Annotated in this window: 23 protein-coding genes; 12 read left to right on the top strand and 11 right to left on the bottom strand. The window is 64.0% G+C overall.

Going from position 1 to position 20,154, the window contains the following annotated elements; all coding sequences use genetic code 11:
- Positions 1-13: 13 nt before the first annotated feature.
- Genes LB515_RS19475 through hisB form a run of 8 tightly spaced genes read right to left on the bottom strand, consistent with a single transcriptional unit; the run spans position 14 to position 4,740 of the window.
- Entirely contained in the window at positions 14-337 is a 324-nt protein-coding gene (locus tag LB515_RS19475; protein ID WP_095768008.1) for a phosphoribosyl-ATP diphosphatase, read from the bottom strand.
- A gap of 9 nt (positions 338-346) precedes the next feature.
- Complete coding sequence (hisF, locus tag LB515_RS19470; RefSeq protein WP_224708672.1) at positions 347-1,138, bottom strand: imidazole glycerol phosphate synthase subunit HisF; 792 nt, start codon at positions 1,136-1,138, stop codon at positions 347-349.
- On the bottom strand, positions 1,138-1,977 hold the full coding sequence (locus tag LB515_RS19465; RefSeq protein WP_224708671.1) for an arginase family protein: 840 nt from the start codon (positions 1,975-1,977) through the stop codon (positions 1,138-1,140). The genes hisF and LB515_RS19465 overlap by 1 nt, the downstream gene beginning before the upstream one ends.
- Complete coding sequence (gene hisA / locus LB515_RS19460; RefSeq protein ID WP_224708670.1) at positions 1,974-2,720, bottom strand: 1-(5-phosphoribosyl)-5-[(5-phosphoribosylamino)methylideneamino]imidazole-4-carboxamide isomerase; 747 nt, start codon at positions 2,718-2,720, stop codon at positions 1,974-1,976. The genes LB515_RS19465 and hisA overlap by 4 nt, the downstream gene beginning before the upstream one ends.
- A gap of 3 nt (positions 2,721-2,723) precedes the next feature.
- Positions 2,724-3,014, bottom strand: coding sequence for a DUF1330 domain-containing protein (locus LB515_RS19455; protein WP_095768012.1), 291 nt, complete (start codon positions 3,012-3,014; stop codon positions 2,724-2,726).
- 2 nt (positions 3,015-3,016) lie between these two features.
- Positions 3,017-3,667, bottom strand: coding sequence for an imidazole glycerol phosphate synthase subunit HisH (hisH, locus tag LB515_RS19450; RefSeq protein WP_224708669.1), 651 nt, complete (start codon positions 3,665-3,667; stop codon positions 3,017-3,019).
- 1 nt (position 3,668) lies between these two features.
- Positions 3,669-4,139, bottom strand: coding sequence for a DUF2628 domain-containing protein (locus tag LB515_RS19445; RefSeq protein ID WP_224609751.1), 471 nt, complete (start codon positions 4,137-4,139; stop codon positions 3,669-3,671).
- Positions 4,140-4,143: 4 nt separating this feature from the next.
- Entirely contained in the window at positions 4,144-4,740 is a 597-nt protein-coding gene (gene hisB, locus LB515_RS19440; protein WP_224708668.1) for an imidazoleglycerol-phosphate dehydratase HisB, read from the bottom strand.
- A gap of 215 nt (positions 4,741-4,955) precedes the next feature.
- On the opposite strand from hisB, the gene hslV reads away from it, so the two are divergent.
- The 5 genes from hslV to LB515_RS19415 all read left to right on the top strand — a co-directional run bounded on the left by hslV (position 4,956) and on the right by LB515_RS19415 (position 9,174).
- Entirely contained in the window at positions 4,956-5,507 is a 552-nt protein-coding gene (gene hslV / locus LB515_RS19435) for an ATP-dependent protease subunit HslV (RefSeq protein WP_095768016.1), read from the top strand.
- A gap of 45 nt (positions 5,508-5,552) precedes the next feature.
- Entirely contained in the window at positions 5,553-6,077 is a 525-nt protein-coding gene (locus LB515_RS19430) for a GNAT family N-acetyltransferase (protein WP_224708667.1), read from the top strand.
- 4 nt (positions 6,078-6,081) lie between these two features.
- A complete protein-coding gene (locus LB515_RS19425) occupies positions 6,082-6,681 on the top strand; it encodes a DUF2585 domain-containing protein (protein ID WP_224546351.1) in 600 nt (199 codons plus the stop codon).
- Between the two features lie 5 nt (positions 6,682-6,686).
- Positions 6,687-7,997, top strand: coding sequence for an ATP-dependent protease ATPase subunit HslU (gene hslU / locus LB515_RS19420; RefSeq protein WP_224525955.1), 1,311 nt, complete (start codon positions 6,687-6,689; stop codon positions 7,995-7,997).
- A 142-nt stretch (positions 7,998-8,139) separates the two neighbouring features.
- Positions 8,140-9,174 (top strand): DUF1402 family protein, encoded by a 1,035-nt coding sequence (locus LB515_RS19415; RefSeq protein ID WP_411969157.1) that lies wholly within the window; start codon positions 8,140-8,142, stop codon positions 9,172-9,174.
- Between the two features lie 162 nt (positions 9,175-9,336).
- Here LB515_RS19415 and LB515_RS19410 read toward each other — a convergent pair whose 3' ends face one another.
- Genes LB515_RS19410 through LB515_RS19400 form a run of 3 tightly spaced genes read right to left on the bottom strand, consistent with a single transcriptional unit; the run spans position 9,337 to position 12,023 of the window.
- Entirely contained in the window at positions 9,337-10,566 is a 1,230-nt protein-coding gene (locus tag LB515_RS19410; protein WP_224708665.1) for an NAD(P)/FAD-dependent oxidoreductase, read from the bottom strand.
- Between the two features lie 5 nt (positions 10,567-10,571).
- Complete coding sequence (locus LB515_RS19405) at positions 10,572-10,886, bottom strand: MocE family 2Fe-2S type ferredoxin (RefSeq protein ID WP_140674315.1); 315 nt, start codon at positions 10,884-10,886, stop codon at positions 10,572-10,574.
- Between the two features lie 30 nt (positions 10,887-10,916).
- Entirely contained in the window at positions 10,917-12,023 is a 1,107-nt protein-coding gene (locus LB515_RS19400; RefSeq protein WP_224708664.1) for a fatty acid desaturase family protein, read from the bottom strand.
- A 171-nt stretch (positions 12,024-12,194) separates the two neighbouring features.
- Here LB515_RS19400 and LB515_RS19395 point away from each other — a divergent pair, with 171 nt between their 5' ends.
- The 7 genes from LB515_RS19395 to LB515_RS19365 all read left to right on the top strand — a co-directional run bounded on the left by LB515_RS19395 (position 12,195) and on the right by LB515_RS19365 (position 20,140).
- Positions 12,195-13,226 (top strand): LacI family DNA-binding transcriptional regulator, encoded by a 1,032-nt coding sequence (locus LB515_RS19395; RefSeq protein WP_095768204.1) that lies wholly within the window; start codon positions 12,195-12,197, stop codon positions 13,224-13,226.
- 487 nt (positions 13,227-13,713) lie between these two features.
- Positions 13,714-14,655 (top strand): sugar ABC transporter substrate-binding protein, encoded by a 942-nt coding sequence (locus LB515_RS19390; RefSeq protein WP_095768205.1) that lies wholly within the window; start codon positions 13,714-13,716, stop codon positions 14,653-14,655.
- Positions 14,656-14,836: 181 nt separating this feature from the next.
- Positions 14,837-15,913, top strand: coding sequence for an ABC transporter permease (locus LB515_RS19385; RefSeq protein WP_095768206.1), 1,077 nt, complete (start codon positions 14,837-14,839; stop codon positions 15,911-15,913).
- A gap of 2 nt (positions 15,914-15,915) precedes the next feature.
- Positions 15,916-16,686, top strand: coding sequence for an ATP-binding cassette domain-containing protein (locus tag LB515_RS19380; protein WP_095768022.1), 771 nt, complete (start codon positions 15,916-15,918; stop codon positions 16,684-16,686).
- 80 nt (positions 16,687-16,766) lie between these two features.
- The gene (gene iolG / locus LB515_RS19375; RefSeq protein WP_224639537.1) at positions 16,767-17,759 is read left to right on the top strand and encodes an inositol 2-dehydrogenase; all 993 of its coding nucleotides are present in this window, start codon (positions 16,767-16,769) and stop codon (positions 17,757-17,759) included.
- A 29-nt stretch (positions 17,760-17,788) separates the two neighbouring features.
- Positions 17,789-18,583, top strand: a complete 795-nt coding sequence (locus tag LB515_RS19370; RefSeq protein WP_224708663.1) for an SDR family oxidoreductase — start codon at positions 17,789-17,791, stop codon at positions 18,581-18,583.
- Positions 18,584-19,048: 465 nt separating this feature from the next.
- Positions 19,049-20,140 carry a 3-deoxy-7-phosphoheptulonate synthase gene (locus LB515_RS19365; RefSeq protein WP_224708662.1) on the top strand — a complete coding sequence of 364 codons (1,092 nt, stop codon included), beginning with the start codon at positions 19,049-19,051 and terminating at the stop codon, positions 20,138-20,140.
- Positions 20,141-20,154 lie beyond the last annotated feature (14 nt).

The raw sequence follows: 20,154 nt of genomic DNA, 5'->3' as shown, positions 1-20,154 counted from the left end.
CTCTCTCTTTCGATCAGCCCTGGGGCCGGGACGCCTTTTCGGCGGTACCCGAGCGGCTGGTTCGGCCCTCAAGCTCCTTCAGCACCTCGTCAAGCGGAATGCCCGCGATGCCAAGGACGACCAGCCAATGATATATAAGATCGGCGCTTTCCGAAACGACGGCTTTCTTGTCCCCCTTGACGGCGGCAATCACCGTCTCGACGGCTTCCTCGCCGAGCTTCTGCGCCGCCTTGTCGATGCCTTTGGCGAACAGTTTCGCCGTCCACGAGTCGGCGTCGCCGGAATGGGCGCGCTGATGGATGATCGTTTCTAGCTCGGCGAGCGAAAATTGAGCCATAGCAGCGGTTTAAGTCCGATGGGCGGCCGAGTCCAGCCGCATCGGCAGGCCAGCCCTGGCCATATGCGTCTTGGCTTCGGCGATGGTGTAGGTGCCGAAATGGAAGATCGAGGCGGCAAGCACTGCGCCCGCATGGCCGTCGCGGATACCTTCGACCAGATGATCGAGCGTTCCGACGCCGCCGGAAGCGATCACCGGCACGCGCACGGCGTCGGCAATCGCCCGGGTGAGCGCGATGTCGTAACCGGCCTTGGTGCCGTCGCGGTCCATCGAAGTCAAAAGGATCTCGCCGGCGCCGCGTTCGACCATGCGCTGCGCGAATTCGACCGCGTCGATGCCGGTCTTCTCGCGTCCGCCATGGGTAAAGATCTCCCAGCGGTCGGTCTCGCCTTGCGCCGATACCTTCTTGGCGTCGATCGCCACGACGATGCACTGGTTGCCGAATTTGTCGGCGGCTTCCGCGACGAAATCCGGGTTCTTCACCGCCGCCGTGTTGATCGACACCTTGTCGGCGCCGGCCAGGAGCAGCTTGCGGATGTCGGCCACCTGGCGCACGCCGCCGCCGACGGTGAGCGGCATGAAGCACTGCTCGGCAGTTCGGGCAACCACGTCGAAGATCGTCTCGCGATTGTCGGACGAGGCGGTGATGTCGAGGAAGCAGAGCTCGTCGGCGCCTGCGGCATCATAAGCCTTGGCGGCCTCGACCGGGTCGCCGGCATCGACGAGGTCGACGAAGTTCACGCCCTTGACCACGCGGCCGTTCTTGACGTCGAGGCAGGGGATGAGGCGGGCCTTGAGCATCACTTGCGCTCCAGCGTCGAGAGCAGATCGACCACCAGCGCGCCGACCAGCGGCGGCACGTCGCCCTTGGGGTCGAAGGCCGGATCGTAGGCGGAGATGGTGAGCCCGGCGATGGCGAGCGGCCCGGCGAGGCCGCACATGGCGGTGCGCAGCTGCTCGGGAGCCGGACCGCTGGGCGTGGTGTAGCGATTGGCCTGCAGCTTCTCGGGGTCATGCACGTCAAGGTCGACATGCATGTGAACCTGGCGCGCGCCGTCGGCCTTCAGCCTTTGCACCGCGCTCTTCCAGTCCGGGCATTCGGTCCGGATGATCGGCAGCTTTTCCAGCAGTTCCTTTTCCGCGCTGTCGAGGTCGCGCGCGTTGACCAGAACGCAGCGCGACGGATCGAGGGGCTTGAAGCCGGGGATCTGCGCCGCTATCGATCGCCAGCACAGACCCAGCACGGTGGCCAGCGCCATGCCGTCGAGAAAGCCCGTTGTGGTGGTTTCCGGCGTGTTGAGGTCGCCGTGCTGGTCGGCCCAGATGATGGCGTCGGCACCGGCACCGGCCACGGCGCCGGCGGCGGTCAGGCAGTTGCCGGCCAGCACGATCGGAAACCGCTTCCTGTCCAGCGCCATGCGGACTTCGCCTGAAACGGCGTTGCAGACGGCAAATCCGGTACCGATCTCGCGCTCGGCTTCGTCCTCGACCACTTTGCCGATGTCGCTCACCTCGACATCGTGGCCGGCGAGCTTCAGCGCGTCGGCCAGCCCGCCCGAAATCAGCGCGTCCGGGCCCTGGCCGCAGCCGCCGTGGAAATGGCCGCTGTCATAGGAGGCCAGGATGATCGAAATGTTCACGCTCTTTCCCCCGTCCGCTCGCCGCGCAGGATCGCCAGCGCCTGGGCTGGGTCGATACGTCCGTCATACAGAGCGCGGCCGGAGATCGCGCCTTCGAGTTTTTGCGCGTCGGGCATGGTCATGCGCACGATGTCGGCGATCGAGGCGAGGCCGCCGGAGGCGATCACCGGAATCGACACGGCCTCGGCGAGGTCGATGGTCGAATCCCAGTTGATGCCGGTCAGCACGCCGTCGCGGTCGATGTCGGTGTAGATGATGGCGGCAACGCCGGCGCCCTCAAATTTCTTGGCCAGCTCGATGACGCCGAGTTCGGAGGCCTCGGCCCAGCCCTCGACCGCGACCTTGCCGCCCTTGGCGTCGATGCCGACCGCTATTTTCCCGGGAAAGGCCTTGCAGGCCTCCTTGACCAGGTTGGGTTCGCGCACCGCCACGGTGCCGAGGATAACGCGCGTCAGGCCGCGATCCAGCCAATCCTCGATCTGCGGCAAGGTGCGGATGCCGCCGCCGAGCTGCACGGGATTCTTCGTCGCCTTCAGGATGGCGCCGACCGCCGCCGAATTGACGCTTTGGCCCTTGAAGGCGCCGTTGAGGTCGACGACATGCAGCCACTCGAAGCCCTGCTCCTCGAAGGCCCTGGCCTGCGCGGCGGGATCGTCGTTGTAGATGGTGGCGGTGGCCATGTCGCCGTGCCTCAGGCGCACGCACTTTCCGTCCTTGAGGTCGATGGCGGGAAACAGGATCATCGGTCAGGCGCCCTCGACAATGACGAAATGGCCGGTCGAAGCGGCGAGCCGGAACTTCGAGGCATGCTGATATTCAGGCGAATGATAGCATTCGATCGCCTTGTCGTAGGACTCGAACTCCACCAGCACGTGACGGTTGCCGGTCGGCCCTTCCGGACTCTCGTAGCGTCCTGCGCGGACCGGGAACTTTGCGCCGTATTTCGCGAAGGCGACGGCATTCGCGTCGATATACTGCTTGTAGACGTCCGGATCGCGGACATCGATCATCGCCATCCAATAGCCCTTCTTGCTCATTGTCAGGGCCTCCACTTCAGGAAATTGGTGATCAAGGCCAGGCCGAGCGCTTGGCTCTTCTCGGGGTGGAACTGCGTGCCGGCAAGGTTGTCGCGCGCAACCGCTGCCGTCACCGCGCCGCCATAGTCGGTCGTCGCCAGCACCTCGCCGGAATTCTTCGCGTCCAGATGATAGGAATGGACGAAATAGGCGTGCAGCCCCTTCGGGCCGGTCTCGATTCCGGAAAACAGTGGGTGCTTGCGTTGGAGTTCGATCGTGTTCCAGCCGATCTGCGGGATTTTCAGCGCCGGATCGGAGGGTTGGATCTCCTTGACGTCGCCGGCGATCCAGCCAAGACCTTGGGTGATGGTCTTTTCGAGGCCGCGTCGCGACATCAGCTGCATGCCGACGCAGATACCGAGGAAAGGCCGCCCCTTACGAAGCGCGGCCTCTTCCACCGCCTCCCACATCCCCGACAGCGCATGCAGGCCGGCGGCGCAGTCGGCATAGGCGCCGACGCCCGGCAGCACGATGCGGTCGGCGGAACGCACGCGCTCGGCGTCGGCCGTCAGCTCGATCGTCGCGGCAAGGCCCGCTTCATGCGCGGCGCGCTCGAAGGCCTTGGTGGCCGAGCGCAGATTGCCCGAGCCGTAGTCGATGATTGCCACCCGCATGTCAGGGCCTTCCAGGCGTATGGGTCAGGCCGAGCGCCATGCCTGTCTGCGGCGGACGTGCCTGCGATGCATCCGGCACGATGCGCGGCAGAGGCTGCTCCTCGCTCTCCACGTCGGTTTCCAGCGCATGGCGCGTCTCGGCATCGCCGAGAGTGCCGGCCTCGATCACGCCCCATTCGCGCCAGCCGCGCCGCCGCAGCGAGGCGATCCGCAGGCCCTGGCCTTCGAAGCCGACATAGAGCGAGACCAGCAGCGACAGCAGCGATCCGGCCCCTTCGAGCCCGAGCCTCTCGCCGGCCACCGACAGGATCGCCATGACTATGAAGGTCAGAGCCGCCTCGATCCACATCCGGTGCCAGGCGAGCCAGAGCGGCGCGACGAGGAAACCCAGCCAGGTGAAGCTGTCGCGCACGAAAATTGCGTCCTCGGCTTTGTTGCCGGCCGGCGGCGCCATCACGACATAGATCGCCATAGGGCTATCCTTTCAGGGATCCCTTGGTGGAGGGAACCGCGTCGGGCTGGCGCGGATCGGGCTCCAGCGCTGCGCGCAACGCCCGCGCCACCGCCTTGAAGCAGGTTTCGGCGATATGATGGTTGTTGGCGCCGTAATGGTTGGTCACATGCAGCGTGACGCCGGCATTCTGCGTCAGCGCCTGAAAGAATTCCCGCACCAGCTCGGTGTCGAACGTGCCGATCTTCGGCGACGAAAAGCCCACATTCCAGACCAGGAACGGCCGGCCCGAGACGTCGATCGCCGCCCTGGTCAGCGTCTCGTCCATGGCAAGGTCGATCGAGGCATAGCGCATGATGCCGCGCCGCTCGCCCAGCGCCTTGCTCAGCGCCTGGCCGATCGCGATGCCGGTGTCCTCGACCGTGTGGTGGTCGTCGATATGCAGGTCGCCCTTGGCCTTGACCGTCATGTCGATCAGCGAATGCCGCGACAGCTGGTCAAGCATATGGTCGAAGAAGCCGACGCCGGTCGAAATGTCGGATTTTCCCTTGCCGTCGACATCGACGGAGACCGAAATCTCGGTTTCCTTGGTCTTGCGGCTGACTTCGGCCGAACGCGTCATCGCTTTGTCCTTGTTGCCCTGCTTGGAGGCGCCAGGGCTTGAAAACGAGAGCCTTCTATCAGCATGATCCGGCGATTGCCAGTTGCCATTCCGGCCGCTATCGGCTCGGCCTGAGGCGGTTTGCAATCGTTGGCCCTATGCATACATATGGCCGATCAAACTAACTCGTACCGCGCCAATCGCCTTCTCGGGGGATAGCGCGCATCGGAGCCCAAATGTCGAATGAACTCACCATGCACGCCACGACCATCATCAGCGTGCGCAAGGGCAACAAGGTCGTGATCGCCGGCGACGGCCAGGTCAGCCTTGGCCAGACCATCATGAAGGGCAACGCCCGCAAGGTCCGCCGCATCGGCAAGGACGGCAGCGTCATTGCCGGCTTCGCCGGCGCTACCGCCGACGCCTTCACCCTGCTCGAGCGGCTCGAAGCCAAGCTCGAGCAATATCCGGACCAGCTGACGCGCGCCTGCGTCGAGCTCGCCAAGGACTGGCGCACCGATCGCTATCTGCGCCGGCTGGAAGCCATGATGCTGGTCGCCGACAAGTCGGTCTCGCTGGCGCTGACCGGCAATGGCGACGTGCTGGAGCCCGAGCATGGCGTCATGGCCATCGGCTCCGGCGGCAATTACGCGCTGGCCGCGGCACGCGCGCTGATCGACACCGACAAGGATGCCGAGGAGATCGCCCGCAAGGCCATGCAGATCGCGTCCGACATCTGCGTCTACACCAACAACAATTTTGTCGTCGAAACGCTCGATGCCGCTTGAACGACCATGATCCCGAAGGGTGGCCGCCGGTTTTCGGACAAGATCATGGTCGAACAGGAAGATAGCTATGATTTTCGGCCGGTCACGGAAAAAGACCTGCCGATGATCGCCGGCTGGCTGCGCGAGCCGCATGTCGCCGCATGGTGGGACGATCCGGAAAAGGAAATCGCCGAGATCCGTGAGCATATCGATTCGGTTTCGGTGGAACCGCTGATCGTCGAGCTCGACGGCAGGCCAATCGCCTATCTGCAGAGCTATGATCCGCATATGGAGGACGACCATCCCTATGCCGACCAGCCCTTCGGCACGCTGGGCATCGACCTCACGATCGGCCCGCCGGAACTGGTCGGCATCGGCCATGGCTCGGCCATCCTGCGCCAGTTCGTCGAGGAGCTTTTGGAGGAAGGCGCGCCGCGCGTCATCATCGATCCGCATCCCGACAATGGCCGCGCCATCCGCGCCTATGAGAAGGCCGGCTTCAGGCCGATCGGCCGCAGGCATTCGCAATATGGGGACGTCGTGCTGATGGCCGTCGATTCGGCCAACGACGATGAACATCTGGGGGACTGAGGCAATGACTGCATCCGGAGGGGACAAGACGCTTTCGGCCTATGAAGACAGCTGGCGCATGGGCCTGCTGCTCGTGCTCGCCTTTATCATATTCCAGGCAGGCGCCTTGTACGGCATGGGCCATCCGCCGATCTGCACCTGCGGCTACGTCAAGCTTTGGCATGGCGTGGTCAACAGTTCGGAGAACTCCCAGCACATCGCCGACTGGTACACCTTCTCGCACATCATCCACGGCTTCCTGTTCTATGCGCTGGCCTGGGCGCTGTTCCCGCGCTCGCCGGTGGGCTTAAGGCTCGCCTTCGCCGTCCTCATCGAAGGCGGCTGGGAGATCCTGGAAAACAGCCCCTTCATCATTGACCGCTACCGCGCCGGCACCATCTCGCTCAACTATTACGGCGACTCGATCATCAACTCGGTGTCCGACACGCTGTTCATGGCGCTGGGATTTGTGATGGCGCGAAAGCTACCTATATGGGTGGTCGTGGCCCTGGCGCTCATCTTCGAGTTCGGCACGGGTTACATCATCCGGGACAATCTGACGCTCAACGTGATCATGCTGCTGCATCCGTTCGAGTTTATCAGGCAGTGGCAAAGTGGAATTTGAGTAATATGAGCACATTTTCTCCCCGCGAAATCGTTTCGGAACTCGATCGCTTCATCATCGGCCAGAAGGACGCCAAGCGCGCCGTGGCCATTGCCTTGCGCAACCGCTGGCGCCGCCAGCAGCTGGAAGGCCAGATGCGCGAAGAGGTGATGCCGAAGAACATCCTGATGATCGGCCCGACCGGGGTCGGCAAGACCGAGATCTCGCGGCGCCTGGCGCGGCTCGCCGGCGCGCCCTTCGTCAAGGTCGAGGCCACGAAATTCACCGAGGTCGGTTATGTCGGCCGCGATGTCGAGCAGATCGTGCGCGATCTCGTCGAGGTCGCCATCGGCCTGACGCGCGAAAAGATGCGCGAGGACGTCGCCGCGCGCGCCCAGATCAACGCCGAGGAACGCGTGCTGGAAGCGCTGGTCGGCAAGACGGCGAGCCCGGCGACCCGCGACTCCTTCCGCAAGAAGCTGCGCGACGGCGAGCTCGACGACAAGGAGATCGAGATCGAGGTGGCCGACACCGGCACCGGCGGCATGCCCGGTTTCGAGATCCCCGGCATGCCGGGCGCCAATGTCGGCGTGCTCAACATCAACGACATGCTGTCGAAGGCGATGGGCGGCCGCAGGACCAAGACCCGCAAGACCACGGTGCGCGATTCCTACGCGGTGCTGGTCAACGACGAGTCCGACAAGCTGCTCGACCAGGACGAGGTGGTGCGCAGGGCGCTGGAATCGGCCGAGAATGACGGCATCGTCTTCCTCGACGAGATCGACAAGATCGCCGCCAGGAGCGACATTTCGGGCGGCCCGTCGCGCGAAGGCGTGCAGCGCGACCTGCTGCCGCTGGTCGAAGGCACCACCGTCGCGACCAAATATGGGCCGATCAAGACCGACCATATATTGTTCATCGCTTCGGGCGCCTTCCATGTCTCCAAACCGTCCGACCTGCTGCCCGAGCTGCAGGGCCGCCTGCCCATCCGTGTCGAGCTGCGCGCGCTGGAGAAGGCGGATTTCATCCGCATCCTCACCGAGACCGAGGCTAGCCTCATCAAGCAGTATATCGCGCTGATGAAGACCGAAGGCGTCGAGCTGACCTTCACCGACGACGCCATCGATTCGCTCGCCGGCATCGCCGTCGACCTCAACGCCAGCGTCGAGAATATCGGCGCCCGGCGCCTGCAGACGGTGATGGAGCGTGTGCTGGACGAGATTTCCTACGACGCGCCGGACCGCCACGGCACGGCGGTCACCATCGACGCCGCCTATGTCGAGAAGCATGTCGGCGACCTGTCCAGAAACACCGACCTGTCGCGGTTTATTCTTTAAGCTCTATCTGGGTTTCGGGCTGGCCTTCGAGCCGGCCTGAAACGCCCGCCCAATGCCCCGATTTCGAGCCGGCTCAAGCCGGCCTGAAGCGCCCTTCCAATCCAAAGTGTGGCCAAATGGAAGCATCTGGCCACCATTTTCGCTGGCAGCTCGAAGCCTTCTCTCGACTCTGCCATGCGCTTTACCTAGTTTGCCGCGCATTCGAAGGCGGCGGCGTATGAAGAAACTTATCCTGCTTTTTCTCGGCATGGCCCTGGCGGCGGCGGTGGCGACCGCCGATGCCGCGACCATCGTGCCCCCGGGCAACCGCAACAGCGTGCAGCCGGATATTCCAGGCGCCTCCAGCCGGCGCACTCAGGCCACCAACACCACCTTCCAGGCCAAGTACCGCAAGGTCTACGCGCTGTTGCAGAACGATGCCGAGCTGCGCGGCAAGATCAGGAAGGTGGCGGCAGCCTACGGCATCGACCCCATGCATATCGTCGGCGCCATCGTCGGCGAGCATACCTACAATGTCGACGCTTACGACCGTCTGCAGACCTATTACGTCAAGGCGATCTCCTATTTGTCGAGCAAGCTTTCTTTCGCCTATCGCGGCGAGGACGTCTCGGATTTCATCCAGCGGCCGGAATTCGAGAAATGCGCCGGCATGGACGACAGCTACGACCTTTGGGAATGCCGCGAGCAGGTGTGGAACCGCGCCTTCCGCGGCAAGAGCATCGGCGGCGAGGATTTCCCCAACGATCGCTTCGGCGCCACCTTCTTCCAGCCTTATTATGCCGGCCAGACCTTTGGCCTCGGCCAGTTGAACCCGCTGACTGCGTTGCAGATGAGCGACCTCGTGCACAAGGTCTCGGGCTTGCCGAGACTTGATGTCAATGACCCCAACACGGTCTACAAGACCATCATGGATCCCGACCTGACGCTGCCTTACGTCGCCGCGACCATCAAGAAGTCCATCGACGCCTACCGCGGCATCGCCGGCTTCGACATCTCGAAAAATCCGGGCCTGACCGCCACGCTCTACAATGTCGGCAACCCCGAAGAGCGCGCTTATGCTCTGAAGGCCGAGAACGACAAGCGCCGCGCCGCCGGCGAGCCGGAAAAGCTGCCCGAGGAAAACTATTACGGCTGGTTGGTCAACGACAAGCTGGATGAGCTGAAGGCGCTGTTTTAGGTGCGTCACATTCGCGCTGCCCCTCAAGGCCCGCGACCCCATCCTTTCGTCATTCTAGGGTCTGCGCGCGTCGCTTCGCTCCTTGCTCCGCCCTAGAATGACGAAGGATATGCCGGCAGGCAGATGAGGGGCGGCGCCGCGATCAACAATTGGCGCGCCAGTTCACGCCGCCAGCAGCGACTTCAGCTTGACCGCTTGCGAGCCGAGCGCTTCCGGGGCTGGCGTCGCCCGCTTGGCGATCAGCATTTCCGCCAGCCGGATGTCGCGCGCCACCGCATTGCCGGGGCCGACGCCGCTGGCGGCCACCAGCCTGCCATCCTCGGCCAGATGGAATAGGATGAAGGCGCCGTCGTCGAGGTCGCGCCGCACGATACTCTTGCCTTCGTCCGACAGCCCGGCGATCTGCAGGGTCAGCCCATACTGATCCGACCAGAACCACGGCACGGCGGCATGCGCCTCCCCGGCGCCCAGCATGTTCTTCGCGGCCAAGGCGCCCTGTTCCTGGGCGTTGCGCCAGGCTTCGAGACGCACGCGCCGGCCGCCATAGACGGCGAGCGGGAACGAGCAGCAATCGCCGGCGGCGAAGATGTCCGGGTCGGCGGTGCGCAAATGCTCGTCGACGGCGATGCCGTTGTCGATCGCAAGCCCTGCCTCGGCGGCAAGCGCCGTCACCGGCACGGCGCCGATGCCGATCACCGCGAGATCGGCGACGATGGCCTGCCCGTCGGCCAGCGTGATGCTGACCTCCGCGCCGTCATCGGCAATCGCCGCTATCCCCTGGCCGGTGCGGATCGCAACGCCCTCAGCCTGATGCGCCTTGTGGATGATCTCGGCGATTTCGGCCGGCACGCCGCGCATCAGGATGCGCGGCTGCGCCTCGAGGACAGTGACGGCGGCGCCGAGCTTGCGCGCCGCGGCGGCAAGCTCGAGGCCGATGAAGCCGCCGCCGATGATGGCGACGCGGTTGCCGGCGCTGAGATGAGCGCGAATGGCCAAAGCGTCGTTGAACGTCCTGAGATAGACGCAACGCCCCCCGAGACCCGGCATCGGCAGCGTGCGCGGCACGGATCCGGTCGCCAGCAAAAGCTTTTGATAGGAAAGGGAGGATCCGTCCGACAGTTGCACGACATGCACGGCACGATCGATCGCGACGGCCCGGACGGAATGGATGTGGCGGATCGCGCGCTCGGCGAACAGCGCGTCGGTGGCGATCGCCTTGATCGAAAGCGCCTCGCCAGTCATCGCTTCCTTCGACAGCGGCGGCCGCTCATAGGGCAGATGCGGCTCGTCGCCGACCAGCGTGACCGGCCCTTCGAAGCCGAGATCGCGCAGGGCGAGCGCGGCGCGCCCGCCGCATTCGCCGGCTCCGATGACCACCATTCCTCCCGTCATCAGCGTCACCCGACCTGAACAAGAACTTTGCCGGCGTCGACCTTGACCGGATAGGTCTTGAGGTTGACGCAGACCGGCGCGCCGCGCGCGTCACCGGTCTTGTAATTGAAGCGGCCGTTGTGCTTCGGGCATTCGATGATGTCGTCCATCACCAGCCCGTCGGCCAGATGCACCTTTTCATGCGTGCACAGCCCGTCGGTCGCGAAATATTCGTCGTCCGGGCTGCGGTAGATGGCGAAGGTGCGGCCGGCATGGTCGAACCGCATCACGTCCTCCTCATCGATGTCCCCGGCCGCGCAGGCCTCGACCCAGTCGCTCATCTCGTCCTCCGCGAAAATCGGTTGGTTACGCTACTCGGCCCCGGCCGCCACCGGATTGTCGTTGTGCAGCTCTTCCCGGTAGGGCTTCGCCGTCGGCGGCAGCGCGCGCTTGAGGAAATAATCCTCGTTACGCAGCTGCCGCAGGAAGGCCGGGATCATCTCGCGATAGCCGGCCAGGATCGACGGCGTCGGCGCCGGCAGATCGTGCTTGATCATCTCGTGCAGCTTCGGCAGCGCGTGATAGGGCACCATCGGGAACATGTGGTGCTCCACATGGTAATTCATGTTCCAATAGATGAAGCGGCTGACCGGGTTCATGTAGACGGTCCGGCTGTTGAGCCGATGGTCGATGACATTGTCGGCGAGCCCGCCATGCTGCAGCAGTCCGGTCATGACGTGATGCCAGGCGCCGTAGAGGCGGGGCAGGCCGACCAGCAGCAGCGGCAGCCAGGAATGCAGGTAGAGGGCTAGGGCGATGGTCGCGATATAGATGGCGAGCCATATGCGGGCGACGCGGATGGCCTTCGGTTGTTCCTGTTCGGGGATGAAGGTCTTTTCCGCCGCGCTGATGACGCCGGCGGCGTTGCGCAGCATGTCGGTCATGGCATGCCATGCGTCGAGAATGCCGAAGAAGTTCAAGACGACGCGCAGCAGATCCGGCGGCCGCATGACGGCGATCTCCGGGTCGCGGCCGACGATGATGGTGTCGGTATGGTGGCGTGTATGGCTCCAGCGCCACGTCACCGGATTGCGCATGATCATGAAGCAGGCGAGCTGGTAGACGGCGTCGTTCATCCACTGGGTGCGGAAGGCCGTGCCATGGCCACATTCGTGCCAGCGGGAATCGGTCGAGGAGCCATAGAGCGTGCCATAGACGAAGAAGAATGGCACGCACCACCAGCTGCCCCAGAACCAGGCGCCGCCCGCGCCGCTGAGGATCAGCGCGCCGAGCCAGATGATGGTGTCGCGGATCGCCGGCTGGTCGGAGCGCTGCATCAGCTCCTTCATCTGCTTGCGCGGGATCTCGGTATGGTACCACTCGGCCGCCGCCAGCCCGTTCTCGACCGCGAGCTTGGCGTCGCGGCCGGTCAGGCTGTAGTCGCGTGGCGACGCCGACGAAGACGTCATGGCAGTCATTGAGCTTCCTCCAACAGCGCCTGGCGAACGGTTTGGCAGGTCTGGGCTCGTTCATGGCCGGCTTCCACCTCACCATACCGCCGGCCCATGATAGTCTCAACATCAGGAAGATAGTTTCTATCATTTCCTATCAGAGTGAGATATGCTGAGTCGGACAGGAATGGAGCATTCATGGCAAAGCGGCCGACCATTAGCGATCTCGCGCGCGTCTCGGGCGTCAGCGTCGCCACCGTTGACAGGGTGCTGAACAGCCGCCTGCCGGTGCGCGAGGAGACGGCGCGCCGGGTGTATGAGGCCGCCACCGAAATCGGCTACCACGCGGCGGGGCTGATCAAGCAGCGGATGCGCCAGGAATTGCCGGAATACCGGCTCGGCTTCCTGCTGCTGAGGGGCAATGACGTCTTCTATGGCGATTTTGCCAGGGAGCTCGAGCTGGCGGTTTCGCAGTCGCAACGTTTCCGCGGCACTGCCGCGATCGACTTCGCCACGTCGCTGGCACCCGATGAGATTGCGGGCCAGATGCGCAGGCTGGCGGCCAAGTCGAGAGCCATCGCCGTTGTCGGCCCGGATCACCCGACGCTGACGGCGGTGGTGGAGGCGCTGAAGGCGAGGGGGCAGCCGGTGTTCTCGCTGCTGTCCGATTTTGCCGCCGGCATCCGCGAGGGCTATGTCGGTCTCGACAACCGCAAGGTCGGACGCAGCGCCGCATGGATGATCGCCAAGGCCGCCAGGAAGCCGGGCAAGGTGGCTCTCTTCGTCGGCAGCCACCGCTTCCATGGCCACGAGCTGCGCGAGATCGGCTTTCGCTCCTATTTCCGCGAGCACGCGCCGGATTTCACCGTGATGGAGACGCTGGTCAACCTCGAGGCGAATGACGTGACGCATGACGCCATGCTCGATCTTCTGGCGCGCCATCCCGATCTTGCCGGTTGCTATGTCGCCGGCGGCGGCATGGAAGGCGCCGTCTCGGCGCTGAGAACGGCAAACCCGGCCGATATGCCGGTCGTCATCTGCAACGAGATCAACGCCGTCTCGCGCGCAGCACTTGCCGACAACATCCTCACCATGGTGATCTCGACGCCGCTCGCCGCGCTCTGCCGGGAACTCCTGGGGCTGATGGCCCATGCCATCGAAAGCGGCGCCGCCAATGCGCCGGGGCAGACCTTCCTGCCCTTCGATATCTATCTGCCGGAAAACATCTAGCAGCTCCGCCGCAGGAATTTTGATCGGTCGCCCGTTTGCGTTGGCAGGCGGCACGCGTTGGAGATTGGCCGAAGCGCCCATCGCGTCGATTCGCTCCTTGCTTCGCCATAGTTCGCCCTAGAATGACGAGGTTGGGGCGGCTTCAGACAATTCCCGGCGTTTGCAATGGCGTCGATGTGAAAGAATCCATCAGGCTGATGGATTCTTTCATGGCGATTTGCTTCGATTCGGGCTCGGGTTTCGACGATCGGGACCGAAAAACCGGCCAATCTCGTCGGAATCGCCCTTGACGTTTCCAAAACGAAATGGAATAAATATTTCACTAACTAGGCTTTTTGGTTCTTTCGTTCCGGAACGCCTGTGCGAACGGAGGAAGAGGCGTTCCAGTCGAGTTGGGACGCCGCATGGCCGCAGGGAGAGATTCCCCGGGCAACCGGGGATTCCGGTTCAAATGGGTGCAGCCGGACACCAAGTGGAGGAGAATAAAATGAAGAAACTGCTTTTGGGCGTCGCGCTTTCGGCGCTGATGTGCTCATCCGCCTTCGCCGCCAAGATCGGCGTTTCGATGGCCAAGTTCGACGACAACTTCCTGACCGTGCTGCGCAACGGCATGATCGCGCAGGCCAAGGGCATGAGCGGTGTCGAATTGCAGGTCGAGGATGCGCAGAACGACGTGGCCAAGCAGCTCGACCAGATCAAGAACTTCGCCGCCTCGGGCGTCGACGCGATCATCGTCAATCCGGTCGACACCTCGGCCACCCAGGCAATGTCGGACGCGGCCGCCGCGGCCAAGGTCCCGCTGGTCTATGTCAATCGTCAGCCGGTCAATGTCGACCAGCTGCCGGACAACCAGGCTTTCGTCGCGTCGAACGAGGCGGAATCCGGCACGCTCGAGACCAAGGAAGCCTGCCGCCTGTTCAAGGAAGCCGGCAAGAAGGAAGCCAATGTCTACGTGATCATGGGCGAGCTCTCGAATCAGGCCGCGGTGCAGCGCACCAAGGACATCGAGGAAGTCATCGCCACGCCGGACTGCAGCTTCATCAAGATCATCGACAAGCAGACCTCGAACTGGGATCGTGACCAGGCGCAGAACCTGATGACCAACTGGCTGTCATCGGGCAAGGCGTTCGACGGCGTTATTGCCAACAACGACGAAAGCGCCATCGGCGCCATCCAGGCGATGAAGGCCGCCAATATCGACATGAAGTCGGTGGTCGTCGGCGGCGTCGACGCCACGCAGGATGCGTTGGCCGCGATGCAGGCAGGCGATCTCGACGTGACCGTCTTCCAGGACGCTGCCGGCCAAGGCGCCGGTGCGCTCGACGCCGCGCTGAAGCTCGCCAAGGGCGAAAAGGTGGAACACAAGGTCTATATCCCGTTCCAGCTCGTCACTCCGGCGAACATCGACAAGTTCTTGAAGAAGAACTGAGGCGCGCCGGCGCAATTCCAGGAACGGTTTTCGGTACGGAATTGTGTGAAGACAAACCGCGGGGTGGTGCCGCGACGCATCGGACTGGCTGAAATCGGCTGCTGGCGAAGCGGCGCCGCTCTGTTCCTCTCCCGCCCGACAGGGCGGGAGAACGGGGCGCGGTCATTCGGAGGAAGAAGACGTGTCACAGACATCGCATGGCATTGGCGGGTTGAGCTATGACGCCAAAAAGCGTCCATGGCCGGCCGAGTTCAACGTGTTCCTGGCGCTGGTCATCCTCGTCGTCGCCTTCGAGCTGATCGGCCGCGTCTTCCTCGGCGACAGCTTCCTGTTCAACACGCGCGAGAATGTGTCGGGCCTCTTCAACGAGCAGCGCCTGCAGATCATCATCCTGCAGGTCTCGATCGTCGGCATCATCGCCATCGGCGTCACCCAGGTCATCATCTGCGGCGGCATTGACCTGTCCTCGGGCTCGATCGTCGGCGCCACCGCCATGATCGCCATGAGCTTCGCGCAGGTTGCGACCGTCAACGGCAATCCCAATCCCAAGGCGATGTTCATCGACTATGGCTGGACCGACCTGCCGGTCATCGTGCCGGTGCTGGTCGCGATCGGCTGCGGCCTCATCGCCGGCCTGATCAACGGCCTGTTGATCGCCTATACCCGCATTCCGCCGTTCATCGCCACGCTCGGCATGATGGTTACCGCCCGCGGCATCGCCAAATGGTGGTCGAAGGGCCAGCCGATCTCGTTCCCGACCGACAGCTTCGCGGCCATCGGCAAGGGCCTGATGCCTGTCGTCATCTTCATCTCGCTGGCGCTCCTGTTCCAGCTTATCCTGAGCTATACGAAATACGGCAAGCATTGCTACGCCATCGGCTCCAACGAGGATGCCGCGCGCATGTCGGGCATCAAGATCGCCAACCACAAGGTACTGGTCTACGCCATCGCCGGTATCCTCGCTTCGCTTGCCGCCGTTGTGCTCTGCTCCAAGAACCTCACCGCTCAGGCCGGCATGGGCGTCATGTACGAGCTCGACGCCATCGCCATGGCGGTCATCGGCGGCGTTTCGTTGTCGGGCGGCCGCGGCTCCATCATCGGCACCGTGATCGGCTCGCTGATCTTCGGCGTCATCATTTCCGGCTTCACCTTCCTGCGCCTCGACGCCTACTATCAGGAGATGGTCAAGGGCGTGATCATCGTCGGCGCGGTCGTTCTCGATCAATGGCGCCAGCGCCGCCGCGCGATAGGAGCTTGACCATGTCCGACATCGTTCTGAAGACCGAAAACCTCACCAAGCATTATGGCGGCGTGCACGCGCTGCAGGAGGCGAATTTCGAGCTGCGCAAGGGCGAGCATGTCGCCATCATGGGCGACAACGGCGCCGGCAAATCGACCTTCGTGCGCCAGATCACCGGCGTCGAGCAGCGCACCGACGGCAAAATCTGGTTCGACGGCAAGGAAGTGAACTTCGCCGGCCCGATCGAGGCGCGCGAGGCGGGCATCGAGACCGTGTTCCAGAACCTTGCGCTGGCCGACGATCTCGACGTGCCGTCGAACCTGTTTCTCGGCCGCGAGAAGGTGCTGTTCAACCTCGGGCCGTTCTCGATCCTCGACCGCAAGGCCATGCGCAAGGCGACCGAAGCAGCGCTTGTCCGCACGGCGGTGAAGATACCGAACCTCTCCAGCACCATCCGCCACATGTCCGGCGGCCAGCGCCAATGCGTGGCGATCGCCAGGACCGCGACCTTCGCCTCGAAGCTCATCATCATGGACGAGCCGACGGCAGCGCTCGGCGTGCAGGAAACCGCGCAGGTCGAAAACATCATCCGCACGCTGAAGGAGAATGGCGAACCGCTGATCCTGGTCAGCCACAACATGCGCCAGGTGTTCGATCTGGTCGACCGCATCGTCGTCTTCCGCCGCGGCCGCATCGTCGCCAATTTGCGCAAGCAGGACACCGACGGCAACGACATCGTCGCCTACATCACCGGCGCCAAGACCGGACAGGCGGAACTGCAGGCCGCCTGACGGACGCCGCGACGGGATCAACCAATCATCCGCGCCGCCAGACGCGGGCGAGCCTTTAACATCATCTCAAAGGACATTCCATGACTCTCCGCTTCGCTCTTCTCGGCGCCGGTCGTATCGGCAAGGTGCATGCCCGCGCGGTCGGCTCGAATCCGCAGGCAAAACTGGTTGCCGTGGCGGATGCCTTCGAGAAAGCGGCGACTGACCTCGCCTCCGCCTACGGCGCCGAAGTCCGCACGATCGATGCCATCGAGCAGGCCAAGGACATCGACGCCGTCATCATCTGCACCCCGACCGACACCCATGCCGATCTGATCGAGCGCTTCGCCAAGGCCGGCAAGGCGATCTTCTGCGAGAAGCCGATCGATCTCTCCGTCGAGCGGGTCGAAAAATGCCTGGCCGTTGTCGAGGAGACCAAGGCCACGCTGATGGTCGGCTTCAACCGCCGCTTCGACCCGCATTTCGCCGCCGTGCGCAAGGCGATCGACGACGGCGCCATCGGCACCGTCGAGATGGTCACCATCACCTCGCGCGATCCGGGCGCCCCCCCGCTCGACTACATCGCCCGCTCGGGCGGCATTTTTCGCGACATGACCATCCACGATTTCGACATGGCGCGCTTCCTGCTCGGCGAGGAGCCGGTTGCGGTGAGCGCGCATGCTTCGGTGCTGGTCGACAAGAAAATCGGCGAAGCCGGCGATTTCGATTCGGTCAGCGTCATCCTCGAGACCGCCTCCGGCAAGCAGGCCGTCATTTCCAATTCGCGCCGCGCCACCTATGGCTACGACCAGCGCATCGAGGTGCACGGCTCCAAGGGCATGGTCGCGGCCGAGAACCAGCGGCCGGTGTCGATCGAGCTCGCCAACGACAAGGGCTACACCCGTCCGCCGCTGCACGACTTCTTCATGACCCGCTACATCGACGCCTATGCCAACGAGATCGCCTCCTTCATCGCCGCGGCAACCGCCGGCAAGAAGGCGGCGCCGAGCGGGAAGGACGGGCTGATCGCGCTGAAGCTGGCCGACGCGGCTTTGCAGTCGGCCAAGACGGGCAAGACCGTCCGCGTTGATTGAAATTTGAATACGGATTGAGGAGCAGAGCGATGAACGGTTTGGCCGGTCGCAATTCACAAACGCGCGCCATCGTCACCGGCGGCGCGCAGGGCATCGGCTTCGCGGTTGCGGAAGCGCTTGCCGATGAGGGCTGCCGCGCGCTGGCGCTGATCGGCCGCTCGCAGGAAAAGGGCGACAGAGCGGTCGCGGCGCTGAAGAAGAACGGCGTCGACGCCATCTTCATCAGCGCCGATGTCGCCAAGGTCGCCGACTGCAAGCGCGCCGTCGAGACCGCGATCAAGCATTTCGGAACGCTGAACGCGCTGGTCAACGCCGCCGCCACTTCCGCGCGGGGGTCGCTAGTGGAGACCACCGAGGAACTCTTCGACCAGATCTTCGACACCAACGTGCGCGGCCCCTTCTTCCTGATGCAGGGCCTCGTCGCGCATCTGCTCGAACGCAAGGCGCCGGGCTCGATCGTCAACGTGCTGTCGATGTCGGCGCATGCCGGCCAGTCCTTCCTGACGCCCTATTCGACCAGCAAGGGCGCGCTGATGACGCTGACCAAGAATGTCGCGAGCTCCTATCGCAGGAACCGCATCCGCTGCAATGCGGTGCTGCCGGGATGGATGGACACTGAGGGCGAGACGATCGTGCAGAAGAAATGGCACGGAGCGTCGGATGACTGGTTGGAGAAGGCCGAGGCCGCGCAGCCCATGGGCCAGCTGGTCAAGCCCGCGCAGCTTGCCCGGCTGATCACCTACATGCTGAGCCCGCAGGCGGGCGTCATGACCGGCTCGCTGGTCGACTATGATCAGAATATCGCCGGCGTGGTCGGGGAGTAGTCGCAGGGGAGCCTGGCGGCGACGCAGGTCACTTCGTCATCCACGGGCGGAGCAAGGAGCGAAGCGACGCGGCGCAGACCCGAGGATCCATGCCGCGACTCCGGAGCGTTGCTGCGGTCCAGAATTATGCATCGCCGCGCTCTTCGGCCAAGGTAACGGCATGGATTCCAGGGTCTTCGCGACGGAGCTTCGCTCCTGCTTCGCCCTGGAATGACGAAATCGCGAAGGTTCGGCCCCACCCGAAATTGCCAGCCTCAACAGGCACGTGACAAACGCCCACGCATCGATTATATCAGCCGCATGATCCACCTGACCGCCTCGTTTTGGTACTTTTATTTCAGCTCGCTGGCGGCGGGAGGATTGCGCTCGATCTGAAAACTCCAGATCAAAAAATCCGACAAGCCGCCAGACCTGGCGGCTTTTTTGTTTCAGCCGGCAGGTCTCCTAAACCAGGAGCAGAAAGCCGTGTTGACCACCACAGACGACCTTCGGGTCACCGAAATCAGAGCCTTGAGCACGCCGGACGAGGTGATGCGCGAGATACCGCGCTCGCTCACCGCGACGCGCACCGTCGCTGCCTCGCGCAACGCTATCCATTCGATCCTCTCGGGGGCCGACGATCGACTGCTTGTCATCGTCGGCCCATGTTCCATCCACGATCCGGTCGCGGCCGTTGACTATGCCAGCCGTCTGGCGGCGCTGCGCGAGGCCCTGGCCGACCGGCTCGAGATCGTCATGCGCGTCTATTTTGAAAAGCCGCGCACCACGGTCGGCTGGAAGGGCCTGATCAACGACCCGGACCTCGACGGCAGCTTCAACATCGAAAAGGGGTTGCGCATGGCGCGCAACGTTCTGTCGGCCGTCAACAATCTCGGCCTGCCGGCGGCGACCGAGTTCCTCGACATGACCATCCCGCAATACATCGCCGACCTTGTCGCCTGGGGCGCCATCGGCGCGCGCACCGCCGAAAGCCAGATCCATCGCGAGCTGGCCTCGGGCCTGTCCTGCCCGGTCGGCTTCAAGAACGGCACCGACGGCAATCTCAGGATCGCCGGCGAGGCGGTGAAGTCCGCCACCCAGCCGCATCATTTCATGGCGGTGACCAAGGGCGGCCGCAGCGCCATCGCGGCGACCACCGGCAACGAGGATTGCCATGTCATCCTGCGCGGCGGCGTCGCGCCGAACTATGATGCCGCAAGCGTCGAGGCCGCCGCGGCCGAGCTAGTCCGCATCGGCATCGCGCCGCGGCTGATGATTGATGTCAGCCACGCCAACAGCGCCAAGAAGCCGGAGAACCAGCCGAAGGTCGCGCATGACGTGGCGGGCCAGATTGCCGCGGGCGACGAGCGCATCATCGGCGTCATGATCGAGAGCAATCTCGTCGCCGGCCGGCAGGACGTCGTGCCCGGCAAGCCGCTGGTCTACGGCCAGAGCATCACCGACGGCTGCATCGACTGGGCTACCACGGAAACGGTGCTGCACGGCCTCGCCGGCGCGGTCGAATGGCGCCGGTCGGTGAAGCGCGAGATGCTTGCTAGCCGGCAGGGCGCGGCTTGAGCGAAATGGAGAGG

Source organism: Mesorhizobium sp. CA15 (assembly GCF_020165215.1).
In the GTDB taxonomy this organism is placed as follows: Bacteria; Pseudomonadota; Alphaproteobacteria; order Rhizobiales; family Rhizobiaceae; genus Mesorhizobium.
The sequence above is the reverse complement of the archived record's forward strand: the minus strand, read 5'-3'. Positions and strand labels throughout refer to the sequence as shown.

Bases quoted from the DNA above. Each gene is read 5' to 3' on its own strand.
- LB515_RS19475 (WP_095768008.1), bottom strand. From the start codon at position 337: ATGGCTCAATTTTCGCTCGCCGAGCTAGAAACGATCATCCATCAGCGC.
- hisF (WP_224708672.1), bottom strand. From the start codon at position 1,138: ATGCTCAAGGCCCGCCTCATCCCCTGCCTCGACGTCAAGAACGGCCGC.
- hisA (WP_224708670.1), bottom strand. From the start codon at position 2,720: ATGATCCTGTTTCCCGCCATCGACCTCAAGGACGGAAAGTGCGTGCGC.
- LB515_RS19455 (WP_095768012.1), bottom strand. From the start codon at position 3,014: ATGAGCAAGAAGGGCTATTGGATGGCGATGATCGATGTCCGCGATCCG.
- hisH (WP_224708669.1), bottom strand. From the start codon at position 3,667: ATGCGGGTGGCAATCATCGACTACGGCTCGGGCAATCTGCGCTCGGCC.
- LB515_RS19445 (WP_224609751.1), bottom strand. From the start codon at position 4,139: ATGGCGATCTATGTCGTGATGGCGCCGCCGGCCGGCAACAAAGCCGAG.
- hisB (WP_224708668.1), bottom strand. From the start codon at position 4,740: ATGACGCGTTCGGCCGAAGTCAGCCGCAAGACCAAGGAAACCGAGATT.
- hslV (WP_095768016.1), top strand. From the start codon at position 4,956: ATGTCGAATGAACTCACCATGCACGCCACGACCATCATCAGCGTGCGC.
- LB515_RS19430 (WP_224708667.1), top strand. From the start codon at position 5,553: ATGGTCGAACAGGAAGATAGCTATGATTTTCGGCCGGTCACGGAAAAA.
- LB515_RS19425 (WP_224546351.1), top strand. From the start codon at position 6,082: ATGACTGCATCCGGAGGGGACAAGACGCTTTCGGCCTATGAAGACAGC.
- hslU (WP_224525955.1), top strand. From the start codon at position 6,687: ATGAGCACATTTTCTCCCCGCGAAATCGTTTCGGAACTCGATCGCTTC.
- LB515_RS19410 (WP_224708665.1), bottom strand. From the start codon at position 10,566: ATGACGGGAGGAATGGTGGTCATCGGAGCCGGCGAATGCGGCGGGCGC.
- LB515_RS19405 (WP_140674315.1), bottom strand. From the start codon at position 10,886: ATGAGCGACTGGGTCGAGGCCTGCGCGGCCGGGGACATCGATGAGGAG.
- LB515_RS19400 (WP_224708664.1), bottom strand. From the start codon at position 12,023: ATGACTGCCATGACGTCTTCGTCGGCGTCGCCACGCGACTACAGCCTG.
- LB515_RS19395 (WP_095768204.1), top strand. From the start codon at position 12,195: ATGGCAAAGCGGCCGACCATTAGCGATCTCGCGCGCGTCTCGGGCGTC.
- LB515_RS19390 (WP_095768205.1), top strand. From the start codon at position 13,714: ATGAAGAAACTGCTTTTGGGCGTCGCGCTTTCGGCGCTGATGTGCTCA.
- LB515_RS19380 (WP_095768022.1), top strand. From the start codon at position 15,916: ATGTCCGACATCGTTCTGAAGACCGAAAACCTCACCAAGCATTATGGC.
- iolG (WP_224639537.1), top strand. From the start codon at position 16,767: ATGACTCTCCGCTTCGCTCTTCTCGGCGCCGGTCGTATCGGCAAGGTG.
- LB515_RS19370 (WP_224708663.1), top strand. From the start codon at position 17,789: ATGAACGGTTTGGCCGGTCGCAATTCACAAACGCGCGCCATCGTCACC.